Raw genomic sequence first — 14,094 nt, forward strand, 5'->3', positions numbered from 1 at the left:
TGCGGCGGCTGCCCAGCCGGTCAGTCTGCCGATCAGGAAGCTGAGGATCAGCACGCCCAGCAGCAGTGCGACAGCCGGCGCCACGAAAGCCATGGTTCCAGCCTGTGGCCGCGAGCCCACGGCGACCAGTCCACCCACTCCAAACAGAACGACGACGGCGGCGCCCGCGTAACGTCGTCGGAATTCGAGCATCCCCGCGCCCGCCGCAACCACAACGATGATCAGTGACATCCCGATCAGGAAGACCAGCTTGTCCGCAGTGCCGAAAGCTTCGATTGCCCAGTCCTTGACTCCGGGTGGGAGCCCGTCGATGACCACCGATCCCACGGCACTGACCGGCGAAACGGAAGGGCTGAGCGCTGTTGCTGCCAACTCTGAGGCAACGACGGCGGCCGCCACTGCGACCACTCCGGACAGCGCCGCCCACCCACGGATGCGGGTCATGATGAACCTCCTCTGCTTGGTGGGGCTGCATCCGCTGGCTCTCCCAGCGGAAGTGCCGCCGTGAAGCAGCAGCCATCCGCGACATTGCTGACCGTGAGCGTTCCACGATGCGCCTTGATGATTCCTGCCGCCATACCCAGACCCACGCCGGCCCCGGACATTCCGTCCTTGGACCTGCCCGGCGTCTTCTGCCAGCCGGTGGTGAAAACGTGCTGCAGATCTTCCTTAGCGATGCCGCCGCACTGGTCCCTGACTGCGAACACTGCCATCCCGCTCTCCTCGATGAGAGTGATTGCCACGCTGGTCCCATCCCGGGTATAGAGCACCGCGTTGAGGATCAGGTTGCGGACCGCCCTCCCCAGGCTCGGCCCGTCCCCTACCGCCATCAGGGCAGCAACGCCGTTGCCGTCGATCGTTACCCCTCTGCGGTCCGCCAAGGGCAACAGATCCGCAATGGCATCGCTGACAAGGTCATACAGGTGGAGCGACTCAGCCGACAGGTGCAGGCTGCCCTCCTGGATCTTGGAGAGCTCCAGGAGATCATTGACCATCGCGGCCATCTGATCGGTCTGCGCCACGATCTGCAAGTGATAACCGGACACGTCGGTGGCCACGCCATCCTCCAATGCCTCGGCCATGGCACGCATGCTGGCGAGCGGCGTCCGGAGGTCGTGGGAAATCCACGTCACCAGTTCCCTGCGGGATTCCTCAATCGCAGCCTCCCGGCGGCGGGATCTCTCCAGCCGTTCGCTGGTGCGCTCCAGTTCGCCCGCAAGGGAGGCAAGTTCCGAGCTCATGGGGCCGGACATGAGCTGGACGGTTCCTCCACCACCAATGGTGCGCGCCGCCGTCGTCAGTGCTGTTGCGTTCCGTGCCACCCGTGTTCCGAGCAGGATGGACAGTCCCACAGCCACCAGGGACGCAACGCCAACGATCTACCACATGATTTCGAGGTCGCGGGCAGTGACCACCATGGCGTTCACTGCGCTGATCATCCCGGCGACCATCACCGCCACGGTGCCGAGCAGCACTACGCAGAACTGCAGCACCAGAGAGAAGCGCCTCAGCGCTTTCAGCAGCATGAACGTCGCCACGCCAATGATCAGTGCCCACAACAGTGCAATTCCGATGATGGTGAAAAGCTGGTCAGCCGCCATGACGGGCCCCCGTTTCCGAAGTGTTTACCGGCGCTGTAGTAAACCGGTAGCCCACGCCCCAGACAGTCTGGAGTAAAACCGGATGGGTTGGATCCGCTTCGATCTTCTCCCGGACCCGGCGCACATGGACCGTGACCGTGGAGAGGTCGCCGAAATTCCAGCCCCAGACGGCCTTGATCAGTTCTTCGCGGGTGAACACCCGGTCGGGGTGTTGAAGCAGGAAGGCCAGCAGTTCGTACTCGCGTGTGGTGAGGGACAGCGCCACTCCCTGGCGAGTCACGGTGTGTGCACCCGGGTTCAGTGTGAAGTTTGCCACGTGCACGGGCGCCTGGGACTGTGGTTCCACAGCGCTGCGCCGCAGGACGGACTTGACCCGCAGAACCAGTTCCCGCGGGGAGAACGGCTTGGTCACGTAGTCATCGGCACCCAGCTCCAGGCCCTGAATCCGGTCATCCGCCGTGCCCAGCGCGGTCAGCATGATGATGGGCACTTCCCGGTTCGCCCGGATCCGCCGGCAGACTTCGGTTCCGTCGAGCCCGGGCAGCATCCGGTCCAGGATGACCAGATCGGGCGGGTGCGTCTGCGCAAGATGAAGCGCGGCGAAACCGTCACCGGCCGTGTCCACCACAAAGCCCTCTTTCAGGAGATAGTCCCTCACGACGTGCTGGATGGTCGGTTCGTCCTCAACCAGGAGAATGCGTGGTCCGGGCGCGTCGAATGGCCCGGAGACGGGTTGGTCCGCATTGATCGCAGGCTTCGGCACACTGCAATCATAGATTTGCGCGATGCTCCGACTGCGCAGACAGCATGATTAGGCGGTGGATGTACGCGTTTCGTAAGAACTCTTTGCTCTCCACTGTCCAATTGCGCCGGGAGCCCGTCCACCCACGGCCTCCCGGATAGGGCAGGCAGACTAAAGGGCGTAACCTCGAAGCATGGGAATCCAACTGGGAATGCCGCAGGCCGGCCCGGCGGAGACAGCCTCCGGGCTCGTTGACAGCTACGGCCGGCGTGCCACTGACATGCGCTTGTCCTTGACGGACAAGTGTAACCTGCGCTGCACCTACTGCATGCCCGCCGAAGGCTTGGACTGGCTGCAAAAGGACCAGGTTCTGACCCGGGGCGAAATTGTCCGGCTGGTGCGCATCGGCGTGGACCTGCTCGGGATCCGGGAGCTGCGCCTGACCGGCGGAGAGCCACTGGTCCGAGCCGACCTGGTGGAGATCATCGCCGACATCCGCGCGAATCATGCAGAGCTTCCCATCTCCCTGACCACCAATGGCCTCGGGCTCGACAAGAAGGCACAGAAGCTCAAGGATGCGGGTCTGACCCGCATCAACGTCTCGATGGACTCCCTCCACCCGGACACCTTCGCGCAGCTGACCCGCCGTCCGTTCCTGGACCGGGTGCTCAGGGGCATTGAGGCAGCGGCACAGGTGGGTTTGGGCCTCGTGAAGATCAACGCAGTGCTGATGCGCGGCATCAATGACCATGAAGCACCTGCCCTCCTCGAGTGGGCCGTCTCCCGCGGCTTCGAACTCCGCTTCATTGAGCAGATGCCACTGGACGCGGACCACGGCTGGACCCGTGAGGGCATGATCACCGCCGCCGAGATGCGCGGCATGCTTGAAAGCGACTTTGTGCTCACCCCCGATCCGAGGACCCGGGACGGCGCTCCGGCCGAGCGCTGGGAGGTCAGACGCAAATCGCTGCCGGACGTCGTCGTTGGCGTGGTGGGCATTATTGCCTCCGTGACCGAGCCTTTCTGCGCGGACTGCCGCCGGACCCGGGTCACAGCCGAGGGCAAGATCATGAGTTGCCTGTTCTCCCGTGAGGAAACAGACCTCAGGGACCTCCTGCGTTCAACGGCCGACGACGACGCCGTCGCCCGCCGTTGGCAGGAGGCGATGTGGGCCAAGCCCAAAGCCCACGGTATGGATCACGTCGGTTTGGGAGACGCTGACTTTGTCCAGCCCGACCGCACCATGAGCGCGATTGGCGGCTGAATGCTGATCCGGTATTTTGGCGCGGCTCAGGCGGCCGCGGGCGTTGCCGAGGAGCGCCTCGATGTTGAGGCATTACCGCTGACCGAGCTTTTGGAAGACGTCCAAGCGCGCTTTGCCCACAGCCAACCATCCATGGCGCAGGTCATCTCGCGCAGCAGTTTTCTGCTCAACGAGGTTGCTCTGCGCGACCGGACAGTGGTGCTGGACCAGGACGATGTCCTGGACATCCTGCCCCCGTTTGCCGGCGGCTAACGGGGGCACGCGGTTCTAGAGTCCCAGTTCCGCTGCGTCGTCGAACGGTCCGACCACTGTCACCGTGCGCGGTGACGCAGCCAGTTCCACAGCAAGTGCCTGAACATCCTGAGCGGTCACCGCGCGGACGCGCCGCAGGGATTCGTCCAAATCCAGGAACTCACCGCTGACCAGTTCGGCGCGGCCCAGCCGGGACATACGCGAGCCGCTGTCCTCCAGCGCAAGGACAAGTCCACCCGAAAGCTGGCCTGCCGCCCGTGCCAGTTCCTCCCCGGTGATGCCGTCGGCCGCCAGCCGGTCCAGCTCGGAACCAAGCAGACGGACTACCTGGCCTGCCTTGGCCGGAGAACATCCGGCATACATGGCGAAGTATCCGGCGTCGGCATAGGACGCAGAGAAGGAGTAGGTCGAGTAGACGAGGCCGCGTTTTTCCCTGATCTCCTGGAACAGCCGCGAGGACATCCCGCCGCCCAGCACGGCGTTGAGCACGCTCATCACAAACCGGCGGTCATCCGTAGCCGTCATTGAGGGACAGCCAAGCAGGATGTTTGCCTGCTCCACGGCACGCCGGATGACGTGCACGCCGCCGCCGCCGTCAACCTGCGCCGGCTCGGTGGTGCGCCGCGGCACCGGGACTGCGCCGGGCTCCAGATCCCAGCCGGCACTCACCAAAGCGTCCTGGACCAGGGAGCACACGACGTCGTGATCCAGTCCGCCGGCGGCTGTCACCACAAGCTCCGCCGGCCGGTAGTACCGCCGGTAGTGGTCAAGGACCGATTCGCGGGGGACGGCCTTAATTGCTTCAGGCGTGCCACCGATCGGCCGGCCCAGAGGGTGTTCGCCCAGGACCGCCTCCACGAACTTCTCGTGCGCCACATCCGCTGGATCATCGCTGTCCATGGCGATTTCCTCAAGGATGACGTCGCGTTCCTGTTCCAGTTCTCCGGCGTCAATCACGGCGGAGGTCACCATATCCGCGATGACATCAATGGCCATCGGGAGATCAGTGTCGAGGACACGGGCGTAATAGCAGGTGTTCTCCTTGGCAGTGGCGGCATTGGATTCTCCACCCACCTGATCAAACGCTGACGCAATGTCCAGAGCAGTGCGCCTGCGGGTTCCCTTGAACAACAGGTGCTCCAGGAAGTGCGTTGAGCCGTGCTGGCCGGGGGCCTCGTCCCGGGACCCCACGCCCACCCAGAAGCCGATGCTTGCTGACCGCTGTCCCGGCATCGCCTCGGTCAGGACGCGGACTCCACCCGGCAGGACGGAGCGGCGGACAACAGCGCCACCGGGACTGCCGGAGACAACTGTGGAATCAGCCCCCGGCCGGGTTGAAACCAAGGGGAGGAGAACCCCGGAACTCTTATCTGTGGAATGCGGAATGTCAGCAACCTCTTCGTTAAAGGCGGCCGGCCCCGCTGCGGACAAGTGTGTCGCAGCGGAGCCGTCCGCAGGAAATGCCTGGGTCATGCGTTAGTTGTCGTCACCTTCGGCGGCGTCCTGCGAATGCACGCGGGGTGCCTCGTCAGCTGAAGCCTCCTCGGCAACCACAGGGGACAGTGACAGCTTTCCGCGATCGTCGATCTTGGTGATTTCCACCTGGACCTTCTGGCCCACTGAAACAACCTCGTCGACGTTGTCCACGCGCTTGCCGCCGGAGAGCTTGCGCAGTTCGGAGATGTGCAGCAGCCCGTCCTTGCCCGGGGTGAGGGAGACGAAAGCACCAAAGGTGGTGGTCTTCACCACCGTACCCAGGTAGCGCTCGCCGATCTCAGGGATCTGCGGGTTCGCGATCGCGTTGACCGCTGCCCGGGCCGCCTCGGCGGAGCCGCCGTCGGTGGCACCGATCAGGACCGTGCCGTCATCTTCAATGGAGATGTCGGCGCCGGTGTCTTCCTGGATCTGGTTGATCATCTTTCCCTTGGGGCCAATGACCTCGCCGATCTTGTCAACCGGGATCTTCACCGAGATGATGCGCGGAGCAAACTCGGAGAGCTCATCAGGGGTGTCGATCGCGGCCTGCAGCACACCAAGGATGTGCAGACGTGCCTCGCGTGCCTGCTTCAGCGCTGCTGCCAGCACTGACGCGGGGATGCCGTCCAGCTTGGTGTCCAGCTGGATGGCTGTCACAAACTCGGCTGTTCCGGCGACCTTGAAGTCCATGTCGCCGAAAGCATCTTCGGCGCCGAGGATGTCGGTCAGTGCGGCGTAGCGCGTCTGGCCGTCAACGACGTCGGATACCAAGCCCATGGCGATGCCGGCAACCGGTGCCTTCAGGGGCACACCCGCGTTGAGCAGCGAGAGCGTGGAGGCGCAGACCGAGCCCATTGAGGTGGAACCGTTGGAGCTCAGTGCCTCGGACACCTGGCGGATGGCGTAGGGGAATTCCTCGCGGCTCGGCAGCACCGGAACCAGTGCACGCTCCGCCAATGCTCCGTGGCCGATTTCGCGGCGCTTGGGCGAGCCCACACGGCCGGTTTCACCGGTGGAGTACGGCGGGAAGTTGTAGTTGTGCATGTACCGCTTGCGCGTCACCGGAGACAACGAATCAATCTGCTGCTCCATCTTCAGCATGTTCAGCGTGGTGACACCCATGATCTGGGTTTCGCCGCGCTCAAAGATCGCCGAACCGTGAACGCGTGGCAGTACCTCCACCTCTGCGGTGAGCTTGCGGATGTCACTCAGGCCACGTCCGTCGATGCGGACCTGGTCGCGGAGGATGCGCTGACGCACAACATTCTTGGTGACTGCGTTGAACGCGCCGGAGATTTCCTTCTCGCGGCCTTCGAACTGACCCGACAGTGCCTCGACGGTTTCAGTGCGGTACGCGTTGGCTGCTTCTTCGCGCTCAACCTTGTCGGCGATGGTGAAGATCTCCGCCAAGCGGCTGGCTGCGGCACCATCCACGGCTGCGAAGGCGTCATCCTGGTAATCCTTGAAAACCGGGAACTCCACAGTGGGCTTGGCGGCCCGGGCCGCGAGGTCCGACTGCGCGTCGCACAGCGCGCGGATGAACGGCTTGGCTGCTTCGAGGCCGTCGGCAACGATCTCCTCGGTGGGAGCGGTTGCGCCCTCTTCCTTGATGAGCCTCCAGGAGTTGTCGGTGGCCTCAGCCTCGACCATCATGATGGCGACGTCATCGCCGACTACGCGGCCGGCAACGACCATGTCAAACACTGAGTTTTCAAGTTCCGAGTGCTTGGGGAACGCGATCCACTGGTCATCTCCGCTGCCGTCGGATACCAGCGCCACGCGGACGCCACCAATCGGGCCGGAGAACGGCAGGCCGGAGAGCTGGGTGGACATGGATGCCGCGTTGATGGCGACAACGTCGTAGCGGACATCCGGGTTGATGGCCAGTACTGTGACCACAATCTGGACCTCATTGCGCAGGCCCTTTACAAAGGCGGGGCGCAGCGGACGGTCCATGAGGCGGCAGGCAAGGATGGCCTCGGTGGAGGGGCGACCCTCGCGGCGGAAGAACGATCCGGGGATGCGCCCAGCGGCGTACATGCGCTCTTCCACATCCACTGTCAGCGGGAAGAAGTCAAAGCCTTCGCGCGGGGATTTTCCGGCGGTGGTTGCCGAGAGGAGCGCGGTGTCTTCGTCGATGTAAACCATCGCTGCACCGGCGGCCTGCTGGGCAACCCGCCCGGTTTCAAAGCGGACGGTGCGCGTACCGAACCGACCGTTGTCGATCAGGGCTTCGGCGAACTGAATTTCGGGACCCTCCATAGAGAGTCACCTCCGTTTCTCTGTTTGACGGAGGCAGGCTGCGGCATCTGTGGTACATACCCTGAGTGTTGGTCTGTACAGCACCCGGTCTTCGATCGAGATCCACGGGAACACCGTTGGGTGTTTCCCGGAGATCACTACCGAGGACCGCGAATGCCCGATGCCTGGCCTGACTCCTGCTTTTTACTTGTGGTTTCCACCGGTCGAAACGACCGCTGGAACGTTGAAGGCGGCCCCATCCCTCGCAGGAATGGTGCCGCCTCACGATCTAACTAGCGACGCAGGCCGAGACGCTCAATGAGCGAACGGTAGCGTGTGATGTCAGTCTTGCGCAGGTAATCCAGCAGACGACGGCGGCGTCCCACCATGAGCAGCAGGCCACGACGCGTGTGGTGGTCGTGCTTGTGCATTTTGAGGTGTTCCGTGAGGTCCAGGATACGGCGGGACAGCATAGCAATCTGCACCTCAGGCGACCCTGTGTCGGCCTCGCCTGTCGCGTATTCCTTCATGATTTCCTGCTTGATGGCGGCGTCAAGGGCCACAATTAACTCCTGGAGTTGTACCGTGAACATGGTTTTTGCTGATCACTGGGCACTGTTTGAACCGGCACCGGGTGACACAACAGGATCCAGCCACCACGGACTGCAGCCGGACCCAACGTCGAGTTTACCCGCTGGCACGCTGTTCTGTCGAAAGCACGTTCCGGGTCTGATCCACGTCATGCCGCATTTGCTCCACGAGTGCCTCCGCACCTTTGTACGCGACCATTCCGCGCAGACGGGAAACAAACTCCACCACCACGGTTTGACCGTAGAGGTCGAAGGCGTCCGCGTCCTCAACGGGCCTGTCAATCACGTGGGCCTCCACCTGCCGGCTGACTCCCTCGAACGTTGGATTGGATCCCACGGAGATCGCAGCCGGCCAGCGAACCTGGGTACTGTCGATCAGCCAGCCCGCATAGATTCCATCCGCGGGAATGTACCCGCTTGCGGCCGGCGCAAGGTTGGCCGTGGGGAAACCGAGGGACCTGCCGCGCGCGGCCCCGTGGACAACCTCGCCGCGCATACGGTGCGGACGTCCGAGGATGCGTGCGGCAGTGGCAACATCACCGGCTTCGAGCGCCTCGCGCACCCAGGTCGACGAGCAACGGCGCTCGCCGTCGGCTTCATTGACGCCGAGCGGGCGGCTGGACCCGAAGTCGTCGATCACGATCACTTCGAATCCCAGCCTGTCCCCCAGTTCCTGCATGGTTGTCAGATCACCGCTGTTATTACGTCCAAACCGGACATCGTGTCCGATCACCACGGCCTTCGCCTGCAGCGTGTCCACGAACACCGATTGCACAAATTCCTCAGGCGTCTGCGCAGCAAAGTCCAATGTGTAATGCATCATGAGTAGGGCCTGGATCCCGGTGGTGGCCAGCGTTACGATGCGGTCTTCAAGGCCCATGATCAGCTCGGGCGCCTGTTCCGGGCGGTGCACTTTCGCGGGGTGTGGTTCGAAGGAGATCACGACGGCGTGTCCTTGGCGCTGCGCGGCGGCGTCCGTCAGTTGCTCAAGCACCCGTTGGTGACCGCGGTGCACTCCGTCGAAGTTGCCGATGGTGACCACTGACGGACCGAACCCCTGAGGCACGCTGGTCAGGTCTTTCCAGTAGAACACGGATCTCCTTGGGGCAGTTGGGCTGTGAACGGTGGCTGATACCCGTCGCCGACTCACATACATTATGGCTGAATTCGCTGCTCCGGTTGACGCGGAGCCGCAGCTGCGGGGCCCGCAGACGGCAACCATTCCTCCACATTCAAGCTAATCCGGGCGGTTTATCCACATAGCGCGCAATGCCACGTCTGGTGCCTACTGCGCACGACACAGTGGTAGGTGAAGACCCGCCCACACCCTTTCGGAGGACCCTGCCTTGGCCAAATATCCCCCCGCCACCACAACACCCGGCACCTTTCGCCCAGTCCGCGGCCCGGTCCGCCTCGCTTCTGTGATCTCGCTGGTACTGTGCCTTGCGCTGCTGATTCCCGTCGGAGGAGCCCGTGCTGAAAGTGGCGAGTCTGGGTGGTCACAGGCTGCCGGCGTGGATGGCCGCACCTATTTTGTGGGTCAGCACCGCTCTTCCGACGGCACAGTGGCTTACTGTACCGATTTCGAAAAACTAGCCCCGCCCAATGCCGACCGGTATGAAATTGGCGGTCCGGGAGGCTTTGTGCGCAGTGACGGACAACAGCTCTCGGACCGTGAAAACGCGGCGCTGTCCTACCTCTTGCACCGTTGGGGTTCAACAACCGACAACAGTGCAGCGGCCTCCGTCCAGCTGGCGGTGTGGGCGCTGACTTCCCCCGGGATGGCGTGGGGCTCCGACAGGATGGAATCCTTTGTCGCCTCCGAGCAACTGCCTGCGGATATTGTCCGCGAAGCGCGGTCCATGACGGACTCCGCCCATGCGCAGGCGGGGCCGTACTCCGTGGAGATTGACCTTGCCGCATCCCCGGACGGCGGCGGCGTCACCGCCGCGGTCAGCGTACGGGGTGCTTCGGGCGAACGGGTGGGCGGGTTGAAAGCCACTGCGTCGGTCACCGGCCACTTCTCTCTCCCGGGCCAGGCCGAATCCACGTGGATCAGTTCCGCGGAGGTACACACGGTGGAGGTTCAGCGGACGGGACTTGGTGGCGGCGAGCTTGTGGTTTCCGTACCTGTTACGCCCGCCGCGGCTGTCAACTGGCTGGTCCCGGATGATGAAGGCGTCCAGAGGTTGCTGACGGCGTCGATGCTGGAGCCCCGGCAGGCGGCCAGTTCAATCGCCGCGCTTCCGGCATTCCAGCCCCTGGTCAGTACGCAAACTTCCACCGGGCAGGCCTCTGCTGGGGAACCATTGCATGACGTCCTCACGGTCACCGTTGCCGGATCCTCGGATGCGGCGAACAACGGCTGGCTTTCCCTTCCCGGATCCGGCCAAACGGTCTCGGTGGAGGTGGTATCCACGCTGTGGGGCCCGCTTCCGTCGCGGCCGCGGCCCAGCGATGAAGTGCCGGCGGAAACTCCCAAGCTGGGAACAGTGACAACGCGGGTAGACGGCCCCGGCACTTACCGCACGCCCGAGCTGACCCTCCCCGGTCCCGGTTGGTATGTCTGGACTGAGAGCATCGATCCAGGGAGTGCGGAGCCGGAATCAGCGTCGGGCCACGTTCTACCCTGGCAAAGTCCATTCGGGGTTGTCCCAGAGACCACGCTCGTGCCGTGGAGCCCGTCTGTGTCAACCCTGCTCTCCACGCCCAACGCCTTGGTGGGCGATTCGGTCACTGATCTGGTGGAAATCACTGGGATGGGTCCGCCGGACCAGACGGTTGACAATGAGCCGGCGGTAGAACTGACCATGTATGGCCCCCTTCCGGCGCTGCCGGATCTTCGGGATGACGTTCCTGAAGGTGCCACGGTCCATTCCCAGACAACCGTACCGATGTCGAACGGGCACCATACGAGTCCTCCGTTCGCAGGGTTCGCCGAGCCGGGTTGCTACACAGTGGTCGCCAGCTTTGCCGGAGATGCACAGAACAGTCCCTACACCTCCAAATTCGGGGAGCCGAGTGAAACCGTATGCGTTGAGAATCCCCCGGCACCGCCCGCCGAAGAACCGGGTCCACCGCCCGTCGAAATGCCGGATGCGCCACCCGTGGAACACCCAGAAAAGCCCGCCGCTGCGGTCAATCCGGCTGATTCAACGTTCCAGGAAAAGCCTCCGGAACTGGCGGAAACGGGGTTGAAGTCCGAACTTGTCACGGGATCGGCGCTGGTGTTCCTTGGGCTGGGACTTGCCTGCGTGCGCATGGGAAACCGGTGGCAGCGAAAGTTGAAGGCGGAATAGAAACACAGGGTCCCGCGGAGGGTTGCTTCGTGGGACCCGTCACACCTGAATGTCAGGAGCGTTCAGAATACTCTCTGCGCATTTCGCTGGTCTTCGCGATGTACTTGTGCCAGACGAGGAGCGCTGCGGGGAATGCCAACTCCACGATCATCAGGATGATCATCAGGAAGTGTGGGGTGCCGGAGAACGCCCATGAGAGGACCCGCCCGATCCCTCCGATGAAGACCATCAGGCAAACCAGCCACAGCATGTTTGACCATTGGAATTTTATGGCGATGGTGACAAACGCCGCACCGACGCCGATCATCATCGCGGCGAAGAAGCGGAACTGGTTCTCCAGCGTGGGGTTCACCGCCCCGTCTCCGGTCTCCGGCAGGCCAGCTGTTCCAGTGATCAGGTAATAGGCGCCAAACCCGGCTATCACGAGGCCCACCAACACCACGACCGTCCTGAAGACGCTCCAGTCCTCACCGGGCTTCCGGGCCTTGGGTTTGGACGACGCACCTTTGGCTCCGGAATCCTTCTTGGCTCCGGCCTTTGCGGAAGTAGGATCCTGTCGCGGAGCCGTTGCAGCCGTCTCGGTCCGGTTGTCACCCCGTCGATCAGTGGACCCAGCGGGTGTGCCTGGAGCAGAGCCGCCACGTGGGCTTCGCTCGGCAGGGGGTCCTTCGTTCTGTCCTGGACTGCTGGTCATGATGCTCCCTTGTAACTCAAGGCATTCGTGAAGAAATTTATGCCGTTTGAGTCATACTCTCACGCCGGGTTGGACTGTCCAAGCACCTGCGCAGCAGGCCGATGCCGGTAGAGCCACCACAAACCGATGACCGGCAGAACCAGCGGAACAAAGCCATAGCCCTGCCCAAAAACGGACCACACGGTATCGCTGGGAAACAGCACCGGGTCGAGGAGACTGAGTGATCCAACCGTCAGAACACCGACAAGTTCAAGCCCCACCGCGGCGACCGAGGTCCGGAACCAGAGTGTGCCGGTCTTCGCCAGGGACACCGTTGCAAGCACATAGACCACAGCCGCCAAGGCTGTCAGTGAATAGGCTGCGGGCGCCTCGGAAAACTTGGTGGCAATCTGAAAGACCGCCCGGGCTGTAGCCGCCACGGCGAAAATCCCGTAGACAGCGATCAACAGACGCCCGGCACCCCGGTTTCGGCCGGCTGCAGCCGGGGTGCCGACGGCGGCAGCTTCGCCACCAGTCCCCCGTCCGGCACTCCCCCGGCCATCACGCGGAAGCCTTCCGCCCCTCATATTGCAGCGGCTCCATCCCAGATTTGCTCCATCCGAACAAGCATCACAAAAATAGTCACGCCCGCCGCTCCAAGAACAATATTGCTCCAGCGCGAACGCTCCAGCACTGCCCACCAGAAAGCGCCCACCGGAACCAGGAGCGCCGTCACCAGATACCCCCAAAATTCCCATCCTTCGCCGGAAACCGCCTGGCCAGCCGACTGGCGAACCACTGCGGATACCAGGTAAACCACCAGGAACACCTCAACCGCAGCAACCGAAAGAATAGTGATGTCGTTGGGGGGCTGCCTGACGATTGCTGCACCAAGACAGATGACGGTCGACAATAAGCACACAATCAACCCGGCGATGACAAACCCATCAACGATCACGTGGATCCACCGTTTCCCGGCGCAAACACCAACACCGGTCTGGCGTCGTCATTCCGGTCTTCCAGCAGGGCAATCAGCGTGCCGTCAGGAGCGAATGCGGCCGTCGGCCCGGCTGTATCATCGTTGCCGGCTGCAATCCGTCGGCCATGGGAAAGATCCAGCGCCTCGGACGCGGTCAATTCCCGGTTGGGGAACAGCGCTCTCGCTGCCTCATCGATACCAAGAAGCGAGAGATCGGATGCCAGGGCTTCAAGGGTCGAAGCCCCATCGATGGAGTACGGCCCAATCTGTGTTCGCCGGAGCACGGTCAAATGCCCGCCGACCCCCAGCCGATCGCCAAGGTCGCGCGCAAGAGCCCTGATATAGGTGCCTGAACTGCATTCAACGGTCACGTCTATATCCTGGAGCGTTCCGCCGTTGACGTGGCGGATATTGTGCACCTCGAATCGGTGGATGGTCACGGGTCGGGACTTCAACGTGACCTCCTCTCCTGCACGGACGCGGGCATAGGACCGCTGCCCGTTGACTTTGATGGCGCTCACACTGCTGGGAATCTGCTCGATGGCTCCGGTCAAGCCCCGGATGACCCCGCGGATTTGCTCCGAGCTGAGGGCTGCGGCGCTGTTCTGCGAGGTGATCTCACCCTCTGCGTCGTCAGTAACGGTCGACTGCCCCAGACGGATGGTTGCCGTGTAGGTCTTGGAGGTGCCAACAATGTAAGTGAGGAGCCGCGTTGCCCTGTTGATCCCCACCACCAGGACACCAGTGGCCATGGGGTCAAGGGTGCCGGCGTGGCCAACTTTCCGGGTACCCGCCAGCCGTCGCAGCTTACCCACCACATCGTGGCTGGTCCAGCCCTGCGGCTTGTCCACAATAATCAGTCCTGAGTGGACCTGCCCGGAATTCACGCTTTTCAGTATATGGGTTGGCTCATTGGCTTCTGTGCCGAGCAACCTTCCGCGCTACCATTCCCCTATGCCATCCATTGCCAGCCATGT

At 63.1% G+C, this 14,094-nt stretch carries 14 protein-coding genes and 1 pseudogene; 3 read left to right on the forward strand and 12 right to left on the reverse strand.

Annotated features, from left to right (window positions below):
• The 4 genes and pseudogenes from Y708_RS30015 to Y708_RS26060 all read right to left on the reverse strand — a co-directional run.
• Window positions 1-444 (reverse strand): annotated as a pseudogene (locus tag Y708_RS30015) (oxidoreductase); the annotation flags it as partial.
• Window positions 441-1,352: a sensor histidine kinase gene (locus Y708_RS26055; RefSeq protein WP_253905867.1), complete on the reverse strand. Its 912-nt coding sequence runs from the start codon at window positions 1,350-1,352 to the stop codon at window positions 441-443. The pseudogene Y708_RS30015 and the gene Y708_RS26055, both read right to left, overlap by 4 nt.
• 27 nt (window positions 1,353-1,379) lie before the next feature.
• Window positions 1,380-1,601, reverse strand: a complete 222-nt coding sequence (locus Y708_RS31215; RefSeq protein ID WP_253905868.1) for a hypothetical protein — start codon at window positions 1,599-1,601, stop codon at window positions 1,380-1,382.
• Window positions 1,591-2,349 (reverse strand): response regulator transcription factor, encoded by a 759-nt coding sequence (locus Y708_RS26060; RefSeq protein WP_051479135.1) that lies wholly within the window; start codon window positions 2,347-2,349, stop codon window positions 1,591-1,593. The genes Y708_RS31215 and Y708_RS26060 overlap by 11 nt, the downstream gene beginning before the upstream one ends.
• Window positions 2,350-2,536: 187 nt before the next feature.
• Between Y708_RS26060 and moaA the strand changes: the two genes are divergently transcribed.
• Both moaA and Y708_RS0117705 read left to right on the forward strand, forming a co-directional pair.
• Window positions 2,537-3,607 carry a GTP 3',8-cyclase MoaA gene (moaA, locus tag Y708_RS0117700; protein ID WP_028280956.1) on the forward strand — a complete coding sequence of 357 codons (1,071 nt, stop codon included), beginning with the start codon at window positions 2,537-2,539 and terminating at the stop codon, window positions 3,605-3,607.
• Window positions 3,608-3,859, forward strand: coding sequence for a MoaD/ThiS family protein (locus Y708_RS0117705; RefSeq protein ID WP_028280957.1), 252 nt, complete (start codon window positions 3,608-3,610; stop codon window positions 3,857-3,859).
• 15 nt (window positions 3,860-3,874) lie between these two features.
• Here the strand turns inward: Y708_RS0117705 and Y708_RS0117710 are convergent, their stop codons facing one another.
• The 4 genes from Y708_RS0117710 to Y708_RS0117725 form a co-directional block, all read right to left on the reverse strand.
• Window positions 3,875-5,332: a M16 family metallopeptidase gene (locus Y708_RS0117710; RefSeq protein ID WP_081746958.1), complete on the reverse strand. Its 1,458-nt coding sequence runs from the start codon at window positions 5,330-5,332 to the stop codon at window positions 3,875-3,877.
• 3 nt (window positions 5,333-5,335) lie between these two features.
• Entirely contained in the window at window positions 5,336-7,597 is a 2,262-nt protein-coding gene (locus tag Y708_RS0117715; protein WP_028280959.1) for a polyribonucleotide nucleotidyltransferase, read from the reverse strand.
• A gap of 272 nt (window positions 7,598-7,869) precedes the next feature.
• Window positions 7,870-8,139 carry a 30S ribosomal protein S15 gene (gene rpsO / locus Y708_RS0117720; protein ID WP_028280960.1) on the reverse strand — a complete coding sequence of 90 codons (270 nt, stop codon included), beginning with the start codon at window positions 8,137-8,139 and terminating at the stop codon, window positions 7,870-7,872.
• A gap of 124 nt (window positions 8,140-8,263) precedes the next feature.
• Window positions 8,264-9,259, reverse strand: a complete 996-nt coding sequence (locus tag Y708_RS0117725) for a bifunctional riboflavin kinase/FAD synthetase (protein ID WP_028280961.1) — start codon at window positions 9,257-9,259, stop codon at window positions 8,264-8,266.
• A gap of 253 nt (window positions 9,260-9,512) precedes the next feature.
• Here Y708_RS0117725 and Y708_RS0117730 point away from each other — a divergent pair, with 253 nt between their 5' ends.
• Entirely contained in the window at window positions 9,513-11,465 is a 1,953-nt protein-coding gene (locus tag Y708_RS0117730; RefSeq protein WP_028280962.1) for a hypothetical protein, read from the forward strand.
• Between the two features lie 52 nt (window positions 11,466-11,517).
• On the opposite strand, the gene Y708_RS26065 is transcribed toward Y708_RS0117730, so the two are convergent.
• Genes Y708_RS26065 through truB form a run of 4 tightly spaced genes read right to left on the reverse strand, consistent with a single transcriptional unit; the run spans window position 11,518 to window position 14,004 of the window.
• Complete coding sequence (locus Y708_RS26065; protein WP_081746962.1) at window positions 11,518-12,159, reverse strand: DUF4345 domain-containing protein; 642 nt, start codon at window positions 12,157-12,159, stop codon at window positions 11,518-11,520.
• A 59-nt stretch (window positions 12,160-12,218) separates the two neighbouring features.
• Window positions 12,219-12,725: a hypothetical protein gene (locus tag Y708_RS26070; RefSeq protein ID WP_035776753.1), complete on the reverse strand. Its 507-nt coding sequence runs from the start codon at window positions 12,723-12,725 to the stop codon at window positions 12,219-12,221.
• Window positions 12,722-13,096 carry a hypothetical protein gene (locus Y708_RS0117745; RefSeq protein ID WP_028280963.1) on the reverse strand — a complete coding sequence of 125 codons (375 nt, stop codon included), beginning with the start codon at window positions 13,094-13,096 and terminating at the stop codon, window positions 12,722-12,724. The genes Y708_RS26070 and Y708_RS0117745 overlap by 4 nt, the downstream gene beginning before the upstream one ends.
• Window positions 13,093-14,004, reverse strand: coding sequence for a tRNA pseudouridine(55) synthase TruB (gene truB, locus Y708_RS0117750; RefSeq protein ID WP_155853923.1), 912 nt, complete (start codon window positions 14,002-14,004; stop codon window positions 13,093-13,095). The genes Y708_RS0117745 and truB overlap by 4 nt, the downstream gene beginning before the upstream one ends.
• Window positions 14,005-14,094 lie beyond the last annotated feature (90 nt).

It is taken from the genome of Arthrobacter sp. H5, from assembly GCF_000520595.1.
In the GTDB taxonomy this organism is placed as follows: domain Bacteria; phylum Actinomycetota; class Actinomycetes; order Actinomycetales; family Micrococcaceae; genus Arthrobacter_D.